The sequence below is a fragment of the Actinophytocola oryzae genome, assembly GCF_004364325.1.
GTDB lineage: Bacteria > Actinomycetota > Actinomycetes > Mycobacteriales > Pseudonocardiaceae > Actinophytocola > Actinophytocola oryzae.
In genome coordinates, this window is the sequence record NZ_SOCP01000005.1 from 526,719 (window position 1) to 550,139 (window position 23,421).

At 68.9% G+C, this 23,421-nt stretch carries 23 protein-coding genes; 11 read left to right on the top strand and 12 right to left on the bottom strand.

Annotated features, from left to right (window positions below; genetic code table 11):
• Positions 1-87: 87 nt before the first annotated feature.
• Positions 88-1,038, top strand: coding sequence for an acyl-CoA dehydrogenase family protein (locus tag CLV71_RS17130; protein ID WP_133903734.1), 951 nt, complete (start codon positions 88-90; stop codon positions 1,036-1,038).
• Here CLV71_RS17130 and CLV71_RS17135 read toward each other — a convergent pair.
• Entirely contained in the window at positions 1,018-1,356 is a 339-nt protein-coding gene (locus CLV71_RS17135) for an MmcQ/YjbR family DNA-binding protein (protein WP_133903735.1), read from the bottom strand. The genes CLV71_RS17130 and CLV71_RS17135 overlap by 21 nt on opposite strands.
• 55 nt (positions 1,357-1,411) lie before the next feature.
• Between CLV71_RS17135 and CLV71_RS17140 the strand changes: the two genes are divergently transcribed.
• Both CLV71_RS17140 and CLV71_RS17145 read left to right on the top strand, forming a co-directional pair.
• Entirely contained in the window at positions 1,412-1,936 is a 525-nt protein-coding gene (locus CLV71_RS17140) for a SigE family RNA polymerase sigma factor (RefSeq protein WP_133903736.1), read from the top strand.
• Positions 1,933-3,174, top strand: a complete 1,242-nt coding sequence (locus CLV71_RS17145) for a hypothetical protein (RefSeq protein ID WP_133903737.1) — start codon at positions 1,933-1,935, stop codon at positions 3,172-3,174. The genes CLV71_RS17140 and CLV71_RS17145 overlap by 4 nt, the downstream gene beginning before the upstream one ends.
• Here CLV71_RS17145 and CLV71_RS17150 read toward each other — a convergent pair.
• The 5 genes from CLV71_RS17150 to hsaA all read right to left on the bottom strand — a co-directional run bounded on the left by CLV71_RS17150 (position 3,168) and on the right by hsaA (position 7,577).
• The gene (locus CLV71_RS17150; RefSeq protein WP_133903738.1) at positions 3,168-4,025 is read right to left on the bottom strand and encodes an alpha/beta fold hydrolase; all 858 of its coding nucleotides are present in this window, start codon (positions 4,023-4,025) and stop codon (positions 3,168-3,170) included. The genes CLV71_RS17145 and CLV71_RS17150 overlap by 7 nt on opposite strands.
• 9 nt (positions 4,026-4,034) lie before the next feature.
• Positions 4,035-4,571 (bottom strand): 3-hydroxy-9,10-secoandrosta-1,3,5(10)-triene-9,17-dione monooxygenase reductase subunit, encoded by a 537-nt coding sequence (hsaB, locus tag CLV71_RS17155; RefSeq protein WP_243866525.1) that lies wholly within the window; start codon positions 4,569-4,571, stop codon positions 4,035-4,037.
• Positions 4,568-5,473, bottom strand: coding sequence for an iron-dependent extradiol dioxygenase HsaC (gene hsaC, locus CLV71_RS17160; protein ID WP_133903739.1), 906 nt, complete (start codon positions 5,471-5,473; stop codon positions 4,568-4,570). Before hsaC ends, hsaB begins: the two co-directional genes overlap by 4 nt.
• Positions 5,474-5,476: 3 nt before the next feature.
• On the bottom strand, positions 5,477-6,313 hold the full coding sequence (gene hsaD, locus CLV71_RS17165; protein WP_133903740.1) for a 4,5:9,10-diseco-3-hydroxy-5,9,17-trioxoandrosta-1(10),2-diene-4-oate hydrolase: 837 nt from the start codon (positions 6,311-6,313) through the stop codon (positions 5,477-5,479).
• Between the two features lie 100 nt (positions 6,314-6,413).
• Entirely contained in the window at positions 6,414-7,577 is a 1,164-nt protein-coding gene (gene hsaA, locus CLV71_RS17170) for a 3-hydroxy-9,10-secoandrosta-1,3,5(10)-triene-9,17-dione monooxygenase oxygenase subunit (protein ID WP_133903741.1), read from the bottom strand.
• Between the two features lie 180 nt (positions 7,578-7,757).
• Between hsaA and CLV71_RS17175 the strand changes: the two genes are divergently transcribed.
• Positions 7,758-8,153, top strand: a complete 396-nt coding sequence (locus tag CLV71_RS17175; protein ID WP_133903742.1) for a hypothetical protein — start codon at positions 7,758-7,760, stop codon at positions 8,151-8,153.
• A 186-nt stretch (positions 8,154-8,339) separates the two neighbouring features.
• Here the strand turns inward: CLV71_RS17175 and CLV71_RS17180 are convergent, their stop codons facing one another.
• On the bottom strand, positions 8,340-9,911 hold the full coding sequence (locus CLV71_RS17180) for an FAD-binding protein (RefSeq protein WP_133903743.1): 1,572 nt from the start codon (positions 9,909-9,911) through the stop codon (positions 8,340-8,342).
• 25 nt (positions 9,912-9,936) lie between these two features.
• Here CLV71_RS17180 and kstD point away from each other — a divergent pair, with 25 nt between their 5' ends.
• From kstD to CLV71_RS17210, 6 genes are read left to right on the top strand one after another with little or no spacing between them, the layout of a single operon-like run.
• Positions 9,937-11,580 carry a 3-oxosteroid 1-dehydrogenase gene (gene kstD, locus CLV71_RS17185; RefSeq protein WP_424923882.1) on the top strand — a complete coding sequence of 548 codons (1,644 nt, stop codon included), beginning with the start codon at positions 9,937-9,939 and terminating at the stop codon, positions 11,578-11,580.
• The gene (locus CLV71_RS17190; RefSeq protein ID WP_133903745.1) at positions 11,580-12,707 is read left to right on the top strand and encodes a 3-ketosteroid-9-alpha-monooxygenase, oxygenase component; all 1,128 of its coding nucleotides are present in this window, start codon (positions 11,580-11,582) and stop codon (positions 12,705-12,707) included. The genes kstD and CLV71_RS17190 overlap by 1 nt, the downstream gene beginning before the upstream one ends.
• Positions 12,704-13,012, top strand: coding sequence for a hypothetical protein (locus CLV71_RS17195; RefSeq protein WP_133903746.1), 309 nt, complete (start codon positions 12,704-12,706; stop codon positions 13,010-13,012). The genes CLV71_RS17190 and CLV71_RS17195 overlap by 4 nt, the downstream gene beginning before the upstream one ends.
• The gene (locus tag CLV71_RS17200) at positions 13,005-14,024 is read left to right on the top strand and encodes a ferredoxin--NADP reductase (protein ID WP_133903747.1); all 1,020 of its coding nucleotides are present in this window, start codon (positions 13,005-13,007) and stop codon (positions 14,022-14,024) included. The genes CLV71_RS17195 and CLV71_RS17200 overlap by 8 nt, the downstream gene beginning before the upstream one ends.
• Positions 14,025-14,031: 7 nt before the next feature.
• Complete coding sequence (locus tag CLV71_RS17205; protein WP_133903748.1) at positions 14,032-14,892, top strand: MaoC/PaaZ C-terminal domain-containing protein; 861 nt, start codon at positions 14,032-14,034, stop codon at positions 14,890-14,892.
• Entirely contained in the window at positions 14,892-15,377 is a 486-nt protein-coding gene (locus CLV71_RS17210; RefSeq protein ID WP_133903749.1) for a GNAT family N-acetyltransferase, read from the top strand. The genes CLV71_RS17205 and CLV71_RS17210 overlap by 1 nt, the downstream gene beginning before the upstream one ends.
• Here the strand turns inward: CLV71_RS17210 and CLV71_RS17215 are convergent.
• The gene (locus CLV71_RS17215; protein ID WP_166664125.1) at positions 15,372-16,580 is read right to left on the bottom strand and encodes a glycosyltransferase; all 1,209 of its coding nucleotides are present in this window, start codon (positions 16,578-16,580) and stop codon (positions 15,372-15,374) included. The two genes, CLV71_RS17210 and CLV71_RS17215, sit on opposite strands and share 6 nt — an antisense overlap.
• A gap of 188 nt (positions 16,581-16,768) precedes the next feature.
• Here CLV71_RS17215 and CLV71_RS17220 point away from each other — a divergent pair, with 188 nt between their 5' ends.
• Positions 16,769-18,211, top strand: a complete 1,443-nt coding sequence (locus tag CLV71_RS17220) for an ATP-binding protein (protein ID WP_133903751.1) — start codon at positions 16,769-16,771, stop codon at positions 18,209-18,211.
• Between the two features lie 29 nt (positions 18,212-18,240).
• On the opposite strand, the gene CLV71_RS17225 is transcribed toward CLV71_RS17220, so the two are convergent.
• From CLV71_RS17225 to CLV71_RS17240, 4 genes are all read right to left on the bottom strand, one after another.
• Positions 18,241-19,431, bottom strand: coding sequence for an acyl-CoA dehydrogenase family protein (locus CLV71_RS17225; RefSeq protein ID WP_133903752.1), 1,191 nt, complete (start codon positions 19,429-19,431; stop codon positions 18,241-18,243).
• A complete protein-coding gene (locus CLV71_RS17230) occupies positions 19,428-20,705 on the bottom strand; it encodes an acyl-CoA dehydrogenase family protein (protein WP_133903915.1) in 1,278 nt (425 codons plus the stop codon). Before CLV71_RS17230 ends, CLV71_RS17225 begins: the two co-directional genes overlap by 4 nt.
• Positions 20,706-20,840: 135 nt before the next feature.
• Positions 20,841-22,214: an amidase gene (locus tag CLV71_RS17235; protein ID WP_208297593.1), complete on the bottom strand. Its 1,374-nt coding sequence runs from the start codon at positions 22,212-22,214 to the stop codon at positions 20,841-20,843.
• A 205-nt stretch (positions 22,215-22,419) separates the two neighbouring features.
• On the bottom strand, positions 22,420-23,145 hold the full coding sequence (locus tag CLV71_RS17240; protein ID WP_133903754.1) for a GAF and ANTAR domain-containing protein: 726 nt from the start codon (positions 23,143-23,145) through the stop codon (positions 22,420-22,422).
• Positions 23,146-23,421 lie beyond the last annotated feature (276 nt).

The window sequence follows — 23,421 nt, forward strand, 5'->3', positions numbered from 1 at the left end:
GGCCCCGACCTGGACCCTGAGAATATCGAACTCACCTGATCGAGCTACGTCTAGGCAAACCAAGCAATCGTTTGGTTCAATGTTTGTGTGACCAACGAGCGGGAAGTGTTGCGCGATACGGTCCGCACGCTACTCACTCGAGAAGGGGACACCCGGACGGCGATGACGTCGTCATCCGGTTATGACGAGAAGCTGTGGTCCCGCCTCTGCGCCCTCGGTGCCGCCGGTCTGCACGTGCCCGACGACCTGGGCGGCTCCGGTGCGTCCTTCCTGGAGACCGCGGTCGTGCTGGCCGAGCTGGGCCGGTCCCTGACGCCCTCCCCGCTGCTGGGCTCGGTGCTGGCGTCGTCGGCCCTGCCGCGCGCGGGCGCCGACCCGCTTCTGCGCGAGATCGCGGACGGGTCGGCGGTCCCGTCGCTGGTCTGGGGGCCATACGCACTGAACGCGCAGGTCGCGGACGTGTTCCTGGCCGTCCGCGACGGCGAGCTGTACGCGGTGCCGCCCGCTGACGTGGACATCACACCGCTCGCGCCCGTGGACCCGACCCGCAGGCTGGCCACGGTGTCCGTACGCGGGGCGGGCACGTCGCTCGGCCCGGTCGACGAGTCTCGGCTGCGGGACGTGGCACTGGCGGCGCTGGCCGCCGAGTCGGCGGGTGCCGCCGCCCGCTGCCTGGAGCTGACGGTCTCCTACGCAGGCCAGCGAACCCAGTTCGGTCGCCCGATCGGCTCGTTCCAGGCGTTGAAGCACCGGATGGCCGACATGCACCTCCTGGTGGAGACCGCAGAGTCGGCGGCGCTGGCCGCGGCGACGGCCGTAGCCGACGGGGTGGACCTGTCCTCGACGACCGCGACGGCGGCGGTGTGGTGCACGGAGGCATTCACCCGGGTGGCGGCCGAGATGATCCAGCTGCACGGCGGCGTCGCGATCACGTGGGAGCACGACGCACACCTGTACTTCAAACGGGCACACGGGAACGCACACCTGTTCGGCTCGCCCCGCGAGCACGTGGCGCGGCTAGCCACCCAGCTGGGTTAGCACCTTCTTCGGCGCGCGGAGCCGCCAGGACTCGGTCAGCAGCTCCTTCAGCTCCTCGATGTCGACGCCGCCGAACCTGACGAGCACGACCGGGTGACCGTCGTAGTGCGGCGTGGTGAAGAACTTGTCGGGCTCGGACTCCACGAGCCCCCGCTTCTCGCCCTCGTCGGCGACCCACACGACGAGGACGTCACCCTCCTCCCTGATCCGCGCGAAGAGCCGGTCCTTCACGCGGAACCCCGGCGTCCCGTAGGAGGCTTTCTCGGTGGTCGCGGGCAGCGACAACGCCAGCCGCCGGACATCGTGCTCGGTCACCATGAGCCGAGTCTCCCCGGTGATGCAACCCTTCGCCAGAACGGCGTGTGTGAGAGGTATGAGCCCGAGAAGCGACGACGACGAACGCTTCCACGCGTTCGTGGCGCGGTCGACAGCGCCACTGACGCGCCTGGCCTACCTGCTCAGCGGCGACCAGCACCTCGCGGGCGACCTGGTACAGAACTGCCTCATCAGGCTGTACGGGGCGTGGCCGAGGATTCGCGACCAGGACGCCGTCGACGCGTACGCCAGGAAAGTCCTGCTCCGCTGCTGGTTGAACGAGCGCCGGCGCCCGTGGCGCAACCGCGAGTCAAGGGACGGCGTGATCCCCGAACACGCCGTCCCGGCGGACGACCCGGCAGGCGCGGTGCACGACAAGGAGACGATTCGGGTCGCGCTTGACGGGCTCCCGCCTCGACAACGCGCCGCGGTGGTCCTCCGCTACTGGTCACAGCACTCCGTGACCGAGACGGCGGCCATCCTCAGGTGCTCTGAAGGGACCGTGAAGAGCCAGTCAGCGCGGGGCCTCGCCGCCCTGCGCGCGGCACTGGGCGCCGAGGCGCTCGAGGAGCAGACGCGATGACAGAAGACATCACCCGCAGGCTGGCCATGCTGGCCGACGAGGCGGAACCCGCCCAGATCGACCCACACGACGTGATCACCCGCGCGAAGGCACAGACCCGCAACCGTCGCGCCACGATCGCCGCCGCCGTCGCGACGCTTGCCCTGGTCAGCGCCCTCGTCACTACCGTGGGCAACCCCCTGGGCAAGCCCGCGGCCCCCACCGGACCCGAGGACGCGACCCTGTCGGACCACCTCGACCGGCAGCTGAGGGAGTCCCTGCCCGAGACCCTCCCCTCCGACTGGTCGATCGCGCCACGCGACGCGTTGTCGGACACCCCGCTCCTCACCTTCCTGTGTGTCCTCGGCGTCAGCGATGGCGTCGACCGGTGCGTGGCCAGCGCCACCTATCGCGACGGCACCGGCAGGATCGACATCGTGTGGAACGTCGCGATGGGCGCGAAGAACTTCGACGACCGGTGCGCTCCCGAGTACTGCACCGACTGGACGTCACCCGTTCTGAAGCGTCTGCCAGACCGCACCGAGACAAAGCTGACTGTCTACACGGAGACCATGACCTCACGTGACATCGAAGAACTGCTCGTGTCACGCCCGGACGGCACGCAGATCACGGTGAACGCGATCTGGCCGAAGGGTGAGCGGTCGAAGCCCCCGCTGACCACGGAAAGGATCCTGAAGTTCGCGACCGTGTTCACGTACGACACCACCCTCCCCGTCGGCAACACCTTCGGCACCAGCACGACCCCGTACGTCACGGACGACCCGAACCGCGCGGAACGCGTCCAGGGACAGCTGAACGACGTGTTGCCGAAGGTGATCCCGGCGGGGTGGTCACCGTCGCACGAGGGAGACGAGGAAGACCAGCCACCTCTCACGATGGGCTGCACCAAGTTCGACTCGACCCCCAGCGACGCGCCCGAGAGTTGCTCGACCTACAGCAACTATCGGGACGGCACAGGCCGTGTCGGCATCTCGTTCGAGGTCTCGAAGAGCCCGTTGTGGTACAACGCGGCCTGTGACCCGGCGGACTGCGTCGCGACGACCCTGGAGGACGGTACCGACACCAAGGTGTGGATCCGCACACAGCCCGACTCCACCGGGGCGTACCACCACGAGTTGGCGGCGGTACGCCCGGACGGCACGTGCGTCTCGGTTCGGGTGTCCTGGACCGGACAGCGACCCGAGACACCCCTCACCACCGAGAACCTGCTGAAGTTCTCGACAGCGTTCACCTACTGACCGAACCACTCCAGGACGAGCTTCGCGACCGCCTCCGGTCGTTCGAGGTGGAGGAAGTGTCCGACCCCGGGCAGGACCTCCACCTTGGACCCGGGGGCGAGCCCGTCCTCGGTGAAGTACCGGGGATCGAGGCAACCGTCCTCGGCGCCGCCCAGTACCAGCAACGGTTTCTCGGCGACTCCCTCGGTCCGTTTCGCGTACTCGGCGAGCGCGGGATCGGCGCGGCTCGAGTCGAAGTTCGCGCGGTAGACCTTCAGGACGCTCTCGATGTACTCGTCCTTGCCGTACATCGCGTGGATCCACGTGCGGTACGCGTCGTCGAGTGTCAGGCTCGGGGACCACGTCGCCCACAGGTAGTCGACCAGCGCGCGGTCCTTGCGCAGGATCGCCTCCGCGACACCCTCGACCGTGAACATGAACATGTAGAACAGCCGCTGCTGCTGTGACGGGTCGAGCAGGGCCCGCGCCACGGCGCCGGGCGGCGGGATCGCGATCGTGACGCCCCGGTTGGTCAGCTCCGGCCACGCCGCGGCCACGCGGTAGACCATGCCCGCGCCGATGTCGTGGCCGATCATGTCGACACCGCCCAGTGCCTCGCCGACCGCGGCCGCGTCGGCGGCGAGCGTGACGCCGTCGGAGTACGTGAGCGCGTCGAACGTCGTCGGGTGGAAGCCGCGCAGGAACGGCAGCACCACACGCCTGCCCGCCGCGACGAGGTGCTCGGCGAGCGGCGCGAACGTCATGGGGTGGTCGGGGAACCCGTGCCAGCACACGACGTCCCGGCCCTTGCCCGCGGTCAGCGCGGGGAAGTCCAGCCGGCCGGTCCGCACGACGATCTCGTCGAAGTCCACGCCGCCAGCCTAGATCCAGTCGTCGTGCCTCGACCAGGTGATCAGGTTGTCCAGGATGCCCGGCGTCGGCTCGGCGGGCTCGGTGACCGTGTAGGCACCCCGGTGGAACAGCAGCGGCCGGTCGTCACGCTGGTCGCCGAGCGTGGTGACCAGGCCGGTGACGATGAAGTGGTCACCTGCCTCGTGGACGTCCTGCACGGCACAGTCCAGCCAGGTCAGCGCGCCCGCGAGGATCGGCGCGCCGGAGGGGGCCGGCGCCCACGGGACGCACGAGAACTTGTCGGCACCCGCCTTGCCGAAGACCGCCGAAACGTCCTGTTGGGAATGGCTCAGCACGTTCACGCAGAAGTGGCCGTATGCCTCGATGTGCGGCCACGTGCGTGAGTTCTTCCCAGGACAGAACAGGACCAGCGGCGGGTCGAGCGACAGCGCGGCGAACGACTGGCACGCGAACCCGACCGGCTCCTCGTCCCGCATGGCGGTCACGACCGTGACACCCGTGCAGAAGTTGCCGAGTGCCTGCCGGAACCGCTGCTGGGGAATCACGTCTGCCGGGCCCCGACGGAGAAGTCGTGTCCCCACAGGGAGACCGCGGTGCTCTCCCGCGCGATCCACGACTCGTCCTCGACCTGGCGGCCCTCGCAGCCGAACTCGACGTCGAAGCCGCCGGGTGTCTTCATGTAGAAGGACAGCATCAGGTCGTTGACGTGCCTGCCGAGCGTCGCGGACATGGGGACCTTGCGGCGCAGCGCGCGGTCGTGGCACAGGCCGACGTCGTCGGTCTGCTCGACCTCGACCATCAGGTGCACGATGCCCGACGGTGTGGGCATGGGCAGGAAGGCCAGGCTGTGGTGGCGCGGGTTGCAGCCGAAGAACCGCAGCCACGCGGGATCCCCGTCGGCGGGGCGGCCGACCAGCTGCGGTGGCAGGCGCATCGAGTCACGCAGCCGGAAGCCGAGGACGTCGCGGTAGAAGGCCAGCGCCTCCGCATCGTCCCGTGTGGACAGTACGACGTGCCCGAGACCCTGCTCGCCGGTGACGAACCGGTGGCCGTAGGGGCTCACCACGCGCCGGTGCTCGAGTGCCGCGCCGTGGAAGACCTCCAGCGTGTTGCCGGACGGGTCCTCGAACGTGATCATCTGGTCGACGCGACGGTCGGCGCGTTCTTCCTTCGTGGCTTCCTTGTAGGGCACACCGGCGGCTTCGAGCCGGCCGCAGACCTCACCCAGCTCCGCGACGTTCGCGACCTCCCAGCCCGACGCGGCGAGCCGGTCGGCCTCGCCGGGCACGATGACCAGGCGGGCGGGGAAGTCGTCCATGCGGAGGTAGAGCGCGTCGTCGCGGGTGCCCTTGCCTTCGACCATGCCGAGCACCTTGAGCCCGAACACGCGCCAGGCCTCGATGTCGGTGGCCTCGATACGCAGGTAGCCAAGGGATCGGATGCCCATACCTCAGTCTCCTCCAAGAAAGTCCATGGCAAGTCGGTTGAACTCGGCGAACTTCTCCAGCTGTGCCCAGTGCCCGCACCGCCCGAACACGTGCAGCTGCGCGCGGGGGATCACCTTGAGTGCGACGAGCGCGCCGTCGACGGGGTTCACCCGGTCCTCACGGCCCCAGACGAGCAGGACCCGCTGCCGCAGCCGGTGTGCCTCGCGCCAGAGCATGCCCTCCTCGGGGTCCTTCGCGAACGAGGCACCCATGGATGCCATGGCCCGCAGGGACTCCGGAGCGCTCGCGGTCACGAACCGCTCGTCGACCAGCTCGTCGGTGACGAGCGACTGGTCGTACACCAGGGTGCGCAGGAAGGCCCCGAGCTTCTCCTTCGACGGCCCTGGCGGCGCGCCGAACTGGTAGAGCCGCTTGATGCCCTCGGTCGGGTCGGGCGCGAACACGTTGAGCCCCAACCCACCGGGCGCCATGAGCACGAGCCTGCCCGCCCGGTCGGGGTAGCGGAGCGCGAACCTGGTCGCCGTGCCGCCGCCGAGCGAGTTCCCGACGAGGTGTGCGCGCTCGACCCCGACCTCGTCGAGGAGCTTGAGCAGCGCGTCGGCGGAGAACGTGAAGTACTGGCTGGTGACCTCGGGCTTCTCGGACTCACCGAAGCCGGGCTGGTCGACGATCAACGTCCGGTACTTCTCCGCGAACACGGGGAGGTTGCGCCCGAAGTTGCTCCACGCGGAGGCGCCGGGGCCGCCGCCGTGCAACATGACGACGGCCTCGCCCTCACCGGCCTCGAAGTAGTGGAGGCCGGCCCTGGTGTCCTGTGTTATCCGGGTCGCTGCGCTCATCCGCTATGACGCCGCCTTCCCTCGTCGCGTGCTCGGCGCCGGCGCGCCTGTGCGCGCTCCTCAGTCCAGGCGGCGCCCGCTCCTTCGCTCCGCTCCCGCGTCAGATCCACGCGTCCTGCACCTTCAGCCCGAGCTGTTGCTGGCCGTACATGGCGAGTGCCTTCTCCGGGTCGTTGATGGCGTGCACCCGGCCCGCGTGCGCGTCGCGCCAGAAGCGCTGGATCGGCGTGCCGACCTTGAGCGCCCGACCACCCGCGCTCTCGAAGAGGCGGTCCACGGCGGCGATCGCGGAGCTGGTGGCGTTCACCTGGTCGCGGCGCGTCTGAACCCGAAGCGGGAACGGGATCTTCTCGCCCGCGGTCGCGTACCGCATCTCCTCGTCGAGGTTCCGCTCGATCTGCAGCACCGCCGCGTCGATCTTGCCGGCCGCCTCGGCGATGCGGAGCTGGTTGAAGGAGTCCTCGGCGGCCTTGCCGCCGCTGGACGCACGCACGCGCTCGCGGGTGTGGTCGACGTACGCCTCGTAGGCCCCGGTGGCCATGCCGACCACTGGCACCGCGATGGAACACGAGAACACCGACGCGAAGGGGAGCTTGTAGAGCGGTCCGGTGTTGACCTCCTGGCCCGGCCCCCGGCAGCGGCCGGTCTCCATGAAGCTGAGCGTCCGGTACTCCGGCACGAACACCTTGTCGACGATGATGTCGTTGCTACCCGTGCCACGCAGGCCGATCGTGTCCCAGACGTCGTCGATCCGGTAGTCGCTCCTGGGGAGCAGGAACGTGCGGAAGTCGGTCGGCTGGCCCTCGTCGCCCAGCACGAGGCCGCCCAGGAAGACCCAGGTGGCGTGGTCGCAGCCGGAGGAGAAGCTCCACCGGCCGGAGAACTCGAATCCCCCGTCGACCGGCTTGGCCCGGCCCATCGGCGCGTAGCTGGAGGAGATGCGGGTGTCGTCGTCCTCCCCCCAGACCTCCCGCTGGGCGCGGTCGTCGAAGATCCCGAGCTGCCACGGGTGACAGCCGAGGACGGCGGAGACCCACCCGGTGGAGCCGCAGGCGGAGGAGATCGACCGCACGGCGCGGTAGAAGTCGTTGGGGTGCGACTCGAGCCCGCCGTAGCGGGTCGGTTGGAGCAGCTTGAAGAAACCGGTCTGCTGCAGAGCCTTGATCGACTCCTCCGAGATCCGGCGCGCGTCCTCGGTGTCCTGCGCACGCTCCCGGAAGACCGGAAGGAGCTCACGCACACTGTCAAGCACCTGTTGACTCACTCTTCAGACACTAGAACACGTTCTCGTTTTTGTCGATCCTGACGTCTCCGTGTCAGCCCTGACACCCTGTGGATAACTTCTGACACGCTGTGGATAACTTGTGGACAACCGATTTGCGCGGACCTCGGAGCGTGGTGCAGTCTCTCCCCACCGCATCACCACGAGGAGGGGTTTTCCCACATGACACAGGCGGTTCCACTCGAAGAGCGAGTGACAAAGCTGGAGCGCGAGATGCGGGAGGTGCGCTACATGGCAGGCAGGACAGACAGGGAGGTCTCCGACCTCCAGGTGACCCTGAAAGGCCACAACGGTGTGCTGAACGCCATCCGGGAGGACCAGGTCGACCAGGGCAAGAAGCTCGACCTCGTCGAAAGGCGATTGGGCAAGCTCGAGATGAAGGTGGACGAGAACTTCGCGAAGGTGGACGAGAACTTCGCGAAGGTGGACGAGAACTTCGCGAAGGTAGAAGCGAAGTTCGATGTGCTCTACCAAGGCCAGGAGAAGATCACACAGCTCCTGAACCGGCACCTCGGCGAGCCGGACGATGACATTCATGGGGGTGGCGGCGGTGAGTGAACTCGTCCAGCTTCGCGATGAACTCGACGATCTACGTACTCGGGTCATTTACCTCGAACATCAGAGGGACGTCGATCTGGGCACTTCGACGAAGGCCTCGGCAGCGGCCAGGGCGGCCGATCGTCAGCTGGTCAAGGCCCGGTCCGAGTGGCAGGAGGTCGTCAAGGGCCTCGAAGCCGGAATGGGTCAGATCATCTCGCTGCTGACCTCGCCTGCCGCGAACCTCCCGGCCCTGCGGCCGGAGAACACGCAGTCGGCCAGCGAAAGCCCACTCACGTAGGAGTTCGAGCAGATGCCGACGGCGTTGCGACCCGCGGCATACAGCCCCGGGATCCCGGCGCCGTCGGCACCGCGTACCTGACCGGTGCCCTCGTCCACCTTCAACCCGCCCAGTGTCAGCGTCGGACACGGATACCCGAGCCGAGGCCCGAAAGAACAGTCGATCAACGCGTACGGCCCCGTCATCGGCGCCACCAGGTCCGGATGCTTGCCGAACGCGTCCTCCCCGTCCCCGTACTTCTCCACCGTGGCCGCAAGGCCCTCGGGATCGATACCCGCCTTCGCCGCCACCTCCTCGACAGTCGCGCCCCTCACCCGCGCCACCCGCAACAGGTAGTGAGCCGACAAACGTTGGAACCACAGGGTTTCCGTACGAACCTGACGCCGGGCGTCACGGAGAATCGCCTCGTCGACCAGCAACCACGCGCGACCACCCCGCTCCAGCACGAGCCGCTCGCCAATCGCCGCCCCATAACTGGACTCGTCCACGAAACGAGCACCCGACCGGTCGACCAGAATGCCCCGGATCAACGCACTCGGCGGCGTGAGGAACCGCCACGCGGACATCGTCGACATCCGATCCGTCACACCACCGGCTGACGTACCCAGCTGAATGCCGCTGCCATCGTCACCCTGCGTACCCAACGGCAACCCGCCCCGAAAGGCAGGCGCATTGGCCCGAACCATGTCCCGGTTGTTCACGAAACCCCCCGCAGCCAGGATCACCCCCCGCCGCGCCCGGATGCGGACCACCCGCCCCTTCGACGCCTCCAACGCGGCGATCCCGCGATACAAGCGCCGCGCGAACGCAGGCAGGTAGAGCCCCGGTTTCGTCGCGTAGCGATGCAGGAAACGGTGCAGGCGGGAACGGTGCGTCCGGCACTCCACCCCGACCACCCGGCCACCCTCGATGATCAGCTTCGTCGCGGTCGTCTGGCGCACCACGTGCACACCGGCATCGTGAGCCGCTGAGGCCAGTGCCGCGTACATCACCCGGCCGGACGTCCCCCGGCCGTGCACCCGGTGACCGCGAGGTGCGGGCGTCGCCACGGAACGGAACGGCCACGCGTTCTCGCTCCCCGAGTAGTACAGGTAGTACCTGTTCGACGGGTACGACGTCTTGTACGGGCACACCGACGAGTCGAACGGCACCCCTGCCTCGGCCAGCCAGTCGACCATCGACGCGCTGGACCGGCAGAACTCCTCCAGCAGGCCGGGCGACACCACGTCGCCGACCTCCTGCCGCAGGTAGGCGAGCATCTCGTCGACCGTGTCGGTCACCCCGGCGGCACGCTGCACCGATGTCCCGCCGCCCGCGTACACGATCCCGCCGGACATCGCCGTCGCGCCGCCGCCGGTGAACCGGTCGACCGCCACGACGGACGCGCCGGCCCGCGCGGCCTCCAGAGCCGCGCACGCTCCGGCACCGCCGAAGCCCACCACGACCACATCCGCTTCCGAGTCCCACACCAAGGGCATGGCAAAAACTATAACCTGTTCTAGTATGGGTCTCATGGACGAGTACGACGTGATCGTGGTCGGCAGCGGCGCCGCAGGTATGGCCGCCGCTCTCACCGCCGCCCACCACGGCCTTCGCACCGTGCTCATCGAGAAGGCACCGACCTTCGGCGGCTCGACCGCGCGGTCGGGCGGTGGCGTCTGGGTTCCCAACAACGACGTCCTTCTCGCCGAAGGCGTGCCCGACACGCCCGAGCAGGCCCGCGACTACCTCACCCACATCACCGGCGACGTCGTCGACGACGACCTGCGTGCCGCCTTCCTCGACAACGGCCCCGCCATGCTGCGGCTCGTGCTGGCCAACACACCGCTGCGGCTGCGCTGGGTCACCGGCTACTCCGACTACTACCCCGAGGCCCCCGGCGGCCTGCCGATGGGCCGCTCACTCGAGCCGCGCCCGTTCAACGCGGCACTGCTCGGCGACGACCTCGCCGACCTCACGCCGCCATACCTGAAGGCACCGACGGGCATCACGGTCACCCAGGCCGACTACCGCTGGATGAACCTCGTTGCCAGACACCCGCGCGGCATGCTGCGCTCGGCACGGGTCGCGGGTCGTCGGCTCCTCTCCATCGTGCTGCGCAGACGTCTGCTCGCGATGGGCCAGGCACTGACCGCCGGGCTCCGCGTCGGGCTGACCCGGCTGAACGTCCCGGTGCTGCTGAACACCCAGCTCACCAACCTGGTCACCGAGGACGACCGCGTCACGGGCGTGGAGGTCCTGCGTGACGGCAGACCCGACACGATCCGCGCGACGAGAGGCGTGCTGCTGGCCTCCGGCGGGTTCGAGCACAACGAGCGGATGCGCAAGGAGTACCAGCAGGCACCGATCGGTACGGAGTGGACGGTCGGCGCGGTCGAGAACACCGGCGACGGCATCGAGGCGGGCATGCGACTAGGCGCCGCGGTCACGCTCATGGACGACGCGTGGTGGGGCCCGTCGATCGTGCTGCCCCGCGGCCCCTACTTCTGCCTCGCGGAGCGCAGCCTGCCGGGCTGCATCATGGTCAACCAGCGCGGCGAGCGGTTCGTGAACGAGGCGGCGCCGTACGTCGACGCGGTACACGCGATGTACGAGACGGACAGCGTGCCGGCCTGGCTGATCGCCGACCAGACCTACCGCAACCGGTACATCTTCGCAGGTCTCGGTCCACGCCAGCCCTTTCCCGGCCGCTGGTACAAGTTCGGCGCGGTCCGCCGCGCGCCGTCGCTCGACGCGCTCGCCGACGAGATCGACGTGCCCGCAGACCGGCTGCGGAACACGGTCGAGACGTTCAACGGCTTCGCGGAGTCCGGTGTGGACGGTGACTTCCACCGTGGCGACAGCGCGTACGACCGGTACTACGGCGACCCACGCAACCGGCCGAACCCCAACCTCGCGCCGCTACGCCGCGCACCGTTCTACGCGATCAGGATCGTGCCTGGCGACCTCGGCACGAAGGGCGGCTTGCGCACGGACACGGCGGCACGCGTGCTGCGGGAGGACGGTTCGGTGATCGACGGGCTGTACGCCGCGGGCAACGCGAGCGCACCGGTGATGGGCCGCACGTACGCGGGCCCTGGCGCGACCCTCGGACCGGCAATGGTGTTCGGGTACCTGGCGGCACTCGACATGGCGGGAGCGAAGTGATGACATCAGGATTTCGCACGATCGACGTGGGTGCCCCACGCACGCGGTTCGCGCGCGGCTGGCACTGCATCGGCCTCGCGGAGCCGTTCCGGGACGGCAAGCCGCACGCGATCGAGGCGTTCGGCACCAAGCTGGTCGTGTTCGCGACGGAGGACGGCACGCTGAACGTGCTCGACGCGTACTGCAGGCACATGGGCGGCGACCTGACGCAGGGCACCGTCAAGGGCGAGGCCATCGCGTGCCCCTTCCACGACTGGCGCTGGGCCGGCAACGGCAAGTGTGTCCAGATCCCTTACGCCAAGCGAATCCCGCTGCGTGCGCGGACCAGGTCGTGGCAGACGCTCGAACGCAACAAGCAGCTCTTCGTCTACCACGACCCGGAGGGCAACCCGCCTCCCGACGACGTGGTGATCCCGGAGACGAAGGGCGCGTCGAGCGACGAGTGGAGCGACTGGACCTGGGACACGGTGCGGATCGAGGGCTCCAACTGCCGCGAGATCATCGACAACATGGTCGACATGGCCCACTTCTTCTACATCCACTTCGCGTTCCCGACGTACTTCAAGAACGTGTTCGAGGGTCACATCGCTACGCAGTACCTGAACTCGCGTGCCCGCCAGGACGTCAAGCTCGGCTCCAGCTACTCGGCGGAGGGCGTGACGCTGAAGTCCGAGGCGTCCTACTACGGCCCCTCCTACATGATCAACGATCTGTGGCAGGACTTCGGCGGCGCGACCATCGAGACCGTGCTGATCAACTGCCACTACCCCGTCTCGGCGGACTCGTTCGTGCTGCAGTGGGGGGTGAGCGTCAAGAAGCTGCCCGGCCTGCCGAAGGAGAAGGCGGACAAGGTGGCGGGCAAGCTCGCGAAGAGCTTCGGCATCGGCTTCCTGCAGGACGTCGAGATCTGGCGGAACAAGACGCGCGTCGACAACCCGTTGCTGTGCGAGGAGGACGGCCCCGTCTACCAACTGCGCCGGTGGTACGAGCAGTTCTACGTGGACGTCGGCGAGGTCACCGAGGAGATGACGCAGCGGTTCGAGTTCGAGGTCGACACGACCCGCGCGAACGAGGTGTGGGAGCAGGAGGTCGCGGACAACCTCGCACGCCAGGAGGCGGCCGGATGACCGCGTGGGCCAAGGCGCCGCCACACAGTGACCCGATCGGCACGCTGGCCGACGAGCACGAGTACCTGAACACCGGTCTGGTGCCGGTGTCCTGTGCGGTGTGTGCGACGGAAGTGCTGGTGCGCAAGGCGAGCCGGGCGCAGACGAGCGTCCAGTACCAGTCGTCGCCCGCCACGTCGTGCCCGGAGTTCGCGGCACGCGTCGCCGACGGCGAGCTGTCGGCCCGCATCGACACGTGCCCTCGGCTGCGTGAGTCCATCGAACGCGCGGTGGTGACCGGCGCGGTGGCGGTGCCGGATGAGTGAGGCGCGGTCCTACCGGCTGCGGGTCGCCGAGGTGGTGACCGAGACGGCGGACGCGTGCTCGATCGTGTTCGACTCCCCCGGCTTCGACTACCGGCCGGGCCAGTTCCTGACGCTGCGGATCCCCAGCGACCGCTGCGGTTCCGTCGCGCGCTGCTACTCGCTGTCCAGCTCGCCGCACGTGGACTCGTCGTTGAAGGTGACGGTCAAGCGGACCGTCGACGGCTACGGCTCGAACTGGATCTGCGACTCGGTCAGGGCGGGCGACGAGATCGAGTCGCTGGCCCCCGCCGGGATCTTCACACCCTCTACTTTGGACGCCGAGCTGCTCCTGTTCGCGGCGGGCAGCGGCATCACACCGGTGATGTCGATCGTGAAGTCCGCGCTGGCCGCCGGTTCCGGACGGGTGGTGCTGGTCTACGCGAACCGGGACGAGGCTTCGGTGATCTTCGACGCCGAGCTGCGCGAGCTGGTGAACCGGCAGCCGGACCGCATCACGGTGATCCACTGGCTGGAGTCGGTGCAGGGTCTGCCGTCCACGTCGACGCTGGCCGCGCTGGCCACTCCCTTCGCGTCCTACGAGGCGTTCGTCTGCGGCCCGGCCCCGTTCATGACGGCCGTGCGGGCCGCGTTGTCGGAGCTGGGCTTCGGACGCGACCGCGTCCACATCGAACGGTTCAAGTCGCTCGGCGCGAACCCGTTCGAGCAGGCCGTGGCCGTCGCACCGTCGCCAGAGGCACGCACCGCCTCGGTGACGGTGGCGTTGGACGGCGCCACGAACCGCTACGACTGGCCTGCGGACACGAAGCTGCTGGACCTGTTGCTGGCGAGTGGACTTGACGCGCCGTACTCGTGCCGGGAGGGTGCGTGTAGTGCGTGCGCGTGCCGGCTGGTGTCCGGGGAGGTGAAGATGCTGAACAACGACGTCCTCGACGAGGAGGACCTCGCCGACGGCATCCGCCTCGCGTGCCAGTCCCTTCCGGTGACCGACGAGGTCGAGATCAGCTACGAATGAGGTGACGATGCCCATCGACCCCGCGGTGGCGGTCGGCGCGGACCTTGGCGTGTCGAAGTTCGAGTGGGGCAGCACGGACGTGCTGCTGTACCACCTGGCACTGGGCGCGGGCGCGTCGCCGCTGGCCGAGTCCGAGCTGCCGTACGTGCTGGAGGACCGCCTGAAGGTCCTGCCGACCTTCGGCGTGGTGGCCCCGAACTTCCGCATGTTCGAGCCACCCGCGGTGACGTTCCCCGGCATCGACGTCGACCTGTCCAAGGTCCTGCACGGCACCCAGTCGATCACGGTCCACGGCCCCCTCCCGGCCGAGGGACGGGCCATGGCCCAGTCGCGGATCGCGGACGTGTGGGACAAGGGCAAGGCGGCGGTGATCATCCAGGAAGCCACGGTGACCACGCTCGACGGCGATCCACTGTGGACGACCCGCTCCGGCATCTTCGCCAGGGGCGAGGGCGGCTTCGGCGGCTCGCGAGGCCCGTCGGAACGACTGCCCGCGCCGACCGGTGACCCCGTGCTGGAGGTGGAGGTTCCCACACTGCCCCAGCAGGCGTTGCTGTACCGCCTGTGCGGCGACAGGAACCCACTGCACGCGGACCCGGCCTTCGCGGCGAGGGCCGGTTTCGACCGCCCCATCCTGCACGGCCTGTGCACGTACGGCGTGGTGTGCAAGGCGTTGGTGGACAACCTGCTGGGCGGCGACGTCACGAAGGTCGAGACGTTCAGCACGAGGTTCGCGGGCGTCCTGTTCCCCGGCGAGACGCTGCGGGTCCGGGCGTGGCGGACGGAGTCCGGCTACCAGGCCGCGGCGACGGCGGTCGAGCGCGACGACGTGCCGGTCCTGGACGAAACAGTGCTCACGGTCCACTGATGCTGGAACGCCTGACCCGCGCGCACGCCCCCGCACTGCTGGACTTCGAACGGGAGAACCGCGCCTACTTCGCGGCGGCGGTCACCGACCGGGGCGACGACTACTTCGCCCACTTCACCGACCGCCACGAGGCCCTGCTGTCCGAACAGGCGACCGGTGCCTGCCACTTCCACGTCGTGGTGGTCGACGGGGAGATCCTGGGCCGGGTGAACCTGGTGGACGTGGCGGACGGCACGGCGGAACTGGGCTTCCGCATGGCGAAGAAGGCAACCGGCCAGGGCCTGGCCACGGCGGCGGTCCGCGCGGTGTCGACCCTGGCCGCCACGAAGTACGGCCTGACCCGGCTCCGCGCGGCGGCCAGGATCGACAACCTCGGCTCGCGAACCGTGCTGACCCGCACCGGCTTCACCCCGACCGGCGAGGAGAGAGTTCTCGGGGACAAGCCAGGCGTCTGTTACGTACTGGACCTCACCACGCGGTCATGAGGCGGCGTCGAGCAGCAGCTTCGCGGCGACCGTGGCGCCGTCGTCCCGGATCGTGCCCGCGACGGCCCCGGCCCGCGCTCGGGTCTCGGGCGCGAGGGCCGTGCCGAGCGCGGCGGACAGGGAGTCGACGGTAGGCGTCGAGCCCTCGTGCGCCACACCGATGCCCAGGTCGGCGACGCGGCCGGCCCAGTACGGCTGGTCCGCGATCTGGGGCACGACGACCTGCGGCGCGCCGGCCCGAGCGGTCGTCGTGGTGGTGCCCGCACCGCCGTGGTGGACAACAGCGGCGACGCGGCCGAACAGCGCCTGCTGGTTGACCTCGCCGACGACGAAGCAGTCGCCCGCGTCGTCGACCGGGGCCAGCCCGGCCCAGCCGCTGGCGAGGACGACCCGGCGCCCGTGGGCACGAGCCGCCTCGATGGCCACGCGGGCGACGCCCTCCGGGGCGTGCGCGGCCATGCTGCCGAAGCCCACGTAGACCGGAGGCGCACCGGCGTCGAGGAAGGCGTCGAGGTCGTCAGGGAGCGGCCGGTCGTCGGGCAGGATCCACGCGCCGGTCTGCACGAGGTCGAGGTCGGTCATGCCCTGCGAGGGGCACAGCGTCGCGTCCGCGGCCAGCCACGGTCGGCCGGTGAAGACGTGGTCGCGGACGTTGTCCACCGGAGGCAGGCCGATCGCGGCCCGGTGGCTGTTGAGCGCCGGGCCGTACAGGTCGTTCACCCGCTGGGCATCCTGCTGCCACAGCACCCGTTTGTCGGTTTCCTCCCGAGGGGAAGGCGTGCCGGGCCGCATCCCGGGCGCGAAGTGCCGCGACGGCAACCCGAAGATGTGGAAGGACCCGTAGATGTAGCGGATGCCCAGTTTGTCGGCAACGTCCCGAGCGCCGGCGGGCATCAGGCCGGTTGCCAGGAGCGCGTCACATCCTGGTGCGACCGCGCCGAGCGTCTCGAACCGCGCGGCGACCAGCGCGGGAGCGAGCTGGAACGCGTCTCTGGCCGTCGGCTTCGGGCCGGTGACCACCGAACGCACCGACGGCCCCAGCGGCACGTGCGGTATGTCCGCACGTGCCAGCAGCCGCACGAAGTCCTCGTCGGGCGGCGCGCACACGAGCGCCTCGACCCCAAGCCCCCGCAACGCCACCGCGAGCCCCGCCAGCGGCTCGACGTCCCCGCGCGATCCCCACGTCGTCAGCAGCACACGCACTTCCGATTCCCCGTTTCCCCAGGTCAGGCGTCCTGGCCGGCAAATCATGAAGCACGAACCGGGTCTTGCCGCAAGCCCCCCGGTGAGCTATACGTTGAAGGGGGCGGACAAGGACGCGACTCTTTCGTGCGGCGAAGTATGATCGGATCTAAGTAAGATGCAATCTTACTTAGATCGGGGATGACTTCGTGACGCAGTTCCACGGCCGCACCAACGATCTCGCACTGCTGGACCGACAGCTTCGCCTGGTCCGGGACGGTGTCGCCACGACCCCGGGGCAAGCCTTGATCGTCACCGGCCGTCGGCGGGTGGGCAAGTCACGGCTGGTCCAGGAGTTCTGTGACCGCTCTGGCGCGCCTTACGTGATCTTCCAGGCATCTCGAGGCCGCAATCCGGCCGCCGAACGTGCCGACCTCACCGCCGCGCTCGCCCAGTCCGCTCTGCCAGGTGCGGACCTGGTCGCCGGCGCCGTCGGTACCGACTGGAACCAAACCCTCCGCGCCCTGTCGATCGCGGTGCCCGAACAGACACCCAGCATCATCGTCCTCGACGAGGTGCCCTGGCTGGTCGAGCAGGACCGCGAGTTCGAAGGCGCCATGCAGACCGTCTGGGACCGGTACCTGTCGGCCAGGCCCGTGCTCCTCCTGCTGGTTGGCAGCGACCTGTCGATGATGGAATCCCTCCAGGAGTACGGCCGGCCCTTCCACGGCCGCGCCGCTCGAATGCTCGTCCGTCCGCTCGACCCCGCCGACGTGCGGGAAATGACCGCTCTCGACCCCGCCGAGGCCATCGACGCGTTCCTGATCACCGGCGGCTTCCCCGAGATCGTCCAGCGCTGGAACGCCGGCACCAGTCGCACCACGTTCCTGCGTGAACAGCTCACCGACCCACTGTCCCCACTGCTGATGGCCGGTGAGCTGTCGCTGCTCGGCGAAGTCCCCGAGCCGTCACACAGCCGCTCCGCCCTTGAAGCGATCGGTACCGGTGAACGCACCTTCGGCACGATCGCCAACCGGATCGGCGTCGGAAACCCAGTCCCCGCAGGCACTCTGGCCCCCATACTGAACACCCTGACGGCCAAGCGCATCGTCGCCGTCGACACCCCGCTGGCCAACCGCCCGGACACCAGGAACAAGCGCTACCGGATCGAGGATCCGTACCTGCGTTTCTGGCTCGCCTTCCTGCAGCGCGGCATCGCCGAGGTCGAACGCGGCCGAGGCGACCTGGTCGCCACCCGACTCGAACGATCCTGGCCGTCCTGGCGAGGGCGCGCCATCGAGCCACTTGTCCGTACCAGCCTCGAACGGCTCCTACCCGACGACCGGCTACCAGACGCGGAGGTCGTCGGCGGCTGGTGGAACCGGCAGAACAATCCCGAGGTCGACCTGGTAGGCGCGGATCGTGAGCAGCCGGCCGCGACCCGCATAGCCTTCACCGGCTCCATCAAATGGCTGGAGACCGAACGCTTCGGCCAACGCGACGTGGAAAGCCTGATCGCCGGTTCCATGTCGGTGCCCGGACGCGACCACACCACGCGCCTGGTCGCGGTTTCCCGCAACGGCGTCGAGACGGGGCTACCCCTGGCCGCGTCCTTCGGCCCCGAAGAGATCATCGCGGCATGGCGAAGCTGAGCACCTCGTGAACGCGCTCGTTTCGTGAGTCACTTGAGCTGTGCGGAGGTCTTGCCCAGCAGTCGGCGGCCGATGATGAGTTGCTGGATCTGTTGGGTGCCCTCGAAGATGTCCATGATCTTGGCGTCTCGGGACCACTTCTCCAGTAGTTCGTGTTCCGTGTAGCCGATCGAGCCGGCCAGTTCCACGCACCGAAGGGTGATCGCCGTTGCCGAGCGGCCTGCTTTGGCCTTCGCGTACGACGCCTGCAGGGAGTTCGGTTGGCGGTTGTCGGCCATCCACGCCGCCTGGAGGGTCAGCAGGTACATCGCCTCGTAGTCGGACTCCATCTCCAGGAAGGCTGCCGCTGCGGCGTGTTGGTTGTTGGCCGGGCGGTCGTAGTCGATCTCCACGCCCGCGGACTCCAGCAACCGCCGGGTTTCCTCCAGTGCGGCACGGGTGATGCCCACCGCCATCGCCGCCACCAGTGGCCTCGTGTTGTCGAACGTCTGCATGACGCCCGCGAAACCCTGTGCCGGGTTGATCTCCGGCGTGCCCAGCAGGTTCTCCGCGGGCACCATGCAGTTGTCCAGGCGGAAATGCGCGGTGTCCGACGCCCTGATGCCCAGTTTGTGTTCCAACCGGACAAGCTCGAAGCCCGGTGTGCCTCGGTCCACCACGAACGACTTGATCGCCGCCTTGCCCATCGAGCGGTCGAGCGTTGCCCAGACGACCACGCAGTCCGCGCGCTCGCCCGACGTCACGAAGATCTTCTCACCGTTGAGCACGTAGTGGTCACCGTCGCGGACGGCCGTGGTGCGGATGGCGCCCGAGTCCGAGCCCGTGTCCGGCTCCGTGATCGCCATCGCGGCCCATTTTCCCCTGTAGCGGGCCAGCTGTTCCTCCGACGCCACCGACGCGATGGCCGCGTTGCCCAGGCCCTGCCTCGGCATCGACAACAGCAGACCCGCGTCGCCCCAACACATCTCCATCGTGCCGAGTACCAGCGACAGGTTCGCCGTCGACGGTTTCCCTGACGAGCGGCGGACACCTCCCGCACCCGCGCCGCCGCCGGACGCACTCAGACCGTCCAAAAGGGACGCGAGCGTGTCCAGTTCCTTCGGGTACGTGTGTTCCGCCTGGTCGTACTTCCGGGAGTTCGGGCGCAGGAACGCCATCGCGGCCTGACGCGCCTGGTCGACCAGCGTGGTCAGCTTGCGGGGAACCTCCAGGTTGATCACACCAGCACCGCGCCTTCCATCACGCCGACGGCACGCAGGTCGCGGTACCACCGCTCCACCGGGTGCTCCTTCACGAAACCGTGCCCGCCGAGCAGCTGCACACCGTCGCTGCCGATCATCATTCCCTTGTCCGTGCACAATTTCCTGGCCAGCGCCACCTCGCGGGCGAACGAGAGCCCCGCTGCGGCACGGGCCGCGGCCCGGTAGGTCAACAGGCGCATGCCGTCCAGCTCAGTGCCGATGTCGGCCACCCGGAACGCCACGCCCTGCCGGTGCGACACCGGCTCACCGAACGCGACCCGGTCGTTCACGTACGGGATCACGTAGTCCAGTACCGCCCGGCCCGTCCCCACCGCCAGCGCGCACCAGCCCAGCCTGGCCAGGCGAACGCAGTCCGCGTAATCGGCGGCCAGCAGCGCCACCGCCGGGACCGACACCTGGTCGAGCAGCACCCGGCCGGTGCCTGCGGCACGCAACCCCATCGCGGGTTCGGACTCGATCGTCACCGACGACGACTCCACGATGAACAACGCGGGGCCCCGACCTTCGAGATCCGCGGCCACGATGAACAGCTCTGCCGCGGAAGCACGCGGTACCAACGACTTCACGCCCGTCAGGCGGAAGCCGCCGGAGGTCCGGTACGCCTTGGTCTGCAACGAGAACGGGTCGAACAGCGGGCGCGGCTCCTGGATCGCCAGTGCGGCGGCGGGCACGTCGTCGCCGGTGAACGACGGCAGATAGGTCGCCTGCTGCTCCTCGTTTCCCCACAGCACCAGGGCGTTCGACACCGCGGCGGGTGCGAGGCAGGCCAGCGCGAGCCCCATGTCGCCCGTGGCAAGGGCTTCCGCGACCAGCACGTTGGTGACCGTCGATCGTTCCGTTGCCACGCCGCCCAGTTCCTCGGGCACGCCGAGGAGCGTGATGCCCAGCTCCGTGGCTGTCGACACCAGCTCGGGCGGGGCCGCGCACTTCTCGTCGGCGACCGAGGCGGCCGGGCGGAGGCGCTCGGCGGCGAACTCGCGGACCGTCTCGACGATCATCCGCTGGTCCTCCGACGGCGCCAGGTCGAAGACCCCGGTGTCCGGCACGGGGGGCAGACGCTTGGCTGAGCCCAGTTTCCTGGCGGCGGAGAACGTGCGGGTCGCCGCGCCTGCGGCCTGGAAGCCGGTCTTCGTCGCCTGGTACAGCGCCCGGTCGACCGACTTCTTGAGCTTCAACCGCTCCACGACCGGCGCGCCCGCCACCTTGTTGAGGACGGACATCACGGTCCCCATGGCGTTGCGCCTGTGCGGCCTGGCGCCAAGACCCTCGCTGGCCGACACCGAACCACCCCTACCTACTCGTGAGTTAAATAACGGTAGCTACTCTAGAGTAGGGTACGCGAGGACACCCTCCCGAGGTGACCCCGGTCACGGGCGCACCGACTGCCACGGCCGCGCCCGCTCGAACGCCGCACACGCGGCGAGGACCCGCGCGTCGGCGTGCCGAGGCCCCACCACCTGCAGCCCCACGGGCAGTCCCGCCGACGTGAAACCGCACGGGAGCGTCGCGGCAGGCTGCTGTGTCATGTTGAAGGGGTAGGTGAACCCCGTCCACGAGGTCCACCGACCCTCGCCGGACGGCGTCTCGACGCCTGCCTCGAACGCCGCGATCGGCATGGTCGGCGTGACGAGCAGGTCGTGGCGCTCGTGGAACTCACCCATGATCCGACCCAGCTCGGCACGGGTCGCGGTCGCGTCGAGGTACTCCAGCGCCGAGTATCGCGCGCCACGCTCGCGGACCTCGCGCAGGCCGGGGTCGAGATCGGCGAGCTGGTCGTCGGTCAGCGCCGCGGTCGCCGCGGCGGCACCGGAGAACCACAGTGTGTGGAACGCGTCGATCGGGTCCGCGAAGCCGGGGTCCGCCGTGGTGACGACCGCGCCCAGCTCGGCGAACACCTCGACCGCACGCTCGACCAGCTCGGCGACCTCGCTGTTGACGGACACGTGGCCGAGCGTCGGGCTGAACGCGATCCGCAGGCCCGCCACCGACCCGGCGTCGGCGGCAGCGGCGAACGAGCCAGGCGGGCGTGGTCCGGCCGACCAGTCCCGGCTGTCCGTCCCGGACAGCACGTCGAGTGCGAGTGCCGCGTCACGCACGGTCCACGCCAGCGGACCGGCGTGCGAGAGGGTGCCGAACGGGCTCGCGGGGAAGATCGGCACGAGCCCGTAGGTCGCCTTGATGCCGAACACGCCGCTGAACGACGCCGGGATGCGGATCGACCCGCCGCCGTCGGTGCCGAGCGCGATCGTGCCCATGCCGGTGGCGACCGCGACGGCCGCGCCGCCGCTCGAGCCGCCCGAGGTCCTCGTCGCGTCCCACGGGTTCCTGGTGACCCCCGTGAGCGGGTTGTCGGTGACGCCCTTCCAGCCGAGCTCGGGTGTCGTGGTCTTGCCGATGATCACGGCGTTGTGCTCACGCAGCCGCGCGACGGCAGGCGCGTCGACGTCCCAGGGCTGGTCGGGGCTGATCGTCCGCGAGCCACGCAGTGTCGGCAGGCCCCTGGTGAGGAGCAGGTCCTTCACCGAGACAGGCACGCCGTCCAGCAGGCCGCGGGGCTCACCGCGCCGCCACCGCGCCGCCGACTCGGCCGCCTGCGCAAGCGCTTGCGGGGCGTCGACCAGGCAGAACGCGTTGAGCTTCCCGTTCAGCTCGTCGATCCGGGCGAGGGCGTCCCTCGTCGCCTCGACCGGTGAGCGTCGACCGGCCCGGTAGTCCGCCAACAACTCGGTCGCGCTGATCAAGGCTGCTCCCTCACTGTTCACCTGGTCGCGACGGCGCGTGATCCAGGTACCTCGGCAGAGTGTCCATCGACAGTGACACCGGCTCTTCCCGCGCCGAGCCGCGGCGGCGAACGAATCAATAGATCCTTTGTGGTCTCGCTCGGGCGCACTAGTTCCCCATTAACAAGGGATTCTACCGACCCGGTATCCCCCGCCTGGGTGATACTCAGCAGGTGGGTCCTTCGGTTCTCAGAAGATCCGTGTTGAACTTGCCGTCCACTATGGATAACGCCAGTTCGCTCACCCGCGTGTTGTTGCTCCTCGCGTAGCTGCGAAGCGTGGCGAAGGCCGTTGTTGTCGTCAGGCCGAGGCGCTCGGCGAGTACACCCTTTGCCTGTTCGATGATCACCCGGCTGTTGAGCGCGTGCTGCAGCTGCGCGGCCAGCGTCTCCTGACGACGCAGAGCGCGGGTGCCGAGGATGCCGATCGTCGCCACGTCGGCCATCGCCCGGGCCAGACGGGTCTCCGACTTCTCCAGCGGTCCGCGCTCCGTGCGGAACAGGCTCAGGGTGCCGATCAGGTCTTCCCGCCGGCACAACGGCACCGCGTGGACCGCGGCGAAGCCCGCAAGAGTGGCCGCCGCCACGTAGCGGGGCCAGCGGTCGCGCTCGGCGGCCAGGTCCGGCACCGCTACTTCTTCACCAGTTCGACAGCAGTCTCGCCAAGGTCCCTCATCATTCCGCTGGGCCGCCAACTCGATCAGGGCGGCACGCTCGCTCGACGCGACGACACCGTGATCGATCAGGAACACGCCCACAGCGTCCACATCGAGCAGACGAACGCAGCGATTCGCCAGCAGCCGCAGAAAGTCGTCAAGATCGAACTCTGTCGCCAGGGTGTCCGCGAGCTCGACGAGTGTTTCTGCCAGTTCCTCCGCCGGCTTGCTGGTCACGACGTAAGACTACGGCCGAATGATCAGTTTCGGGGCAAGCCCGACGGGTCACTGCCCACTATTTGACGAAAAGTCGTACGCAGCCGTATCCCTTTCTAATAGCGCCCAACGAAGATCATTTATAGGCCGCGCGTCACGCAGCGCAGTGGAGTCGGCACGCTCCGACAGAGGTCTACTCTCCGTGGTTGTCCCTAGGGTCCAACAGCAATCGAACAGGGCCCTTGGACTCTGTTGGTTGACGGTTGAAATTTACGAAACTCACTCACGTGCGGGAGT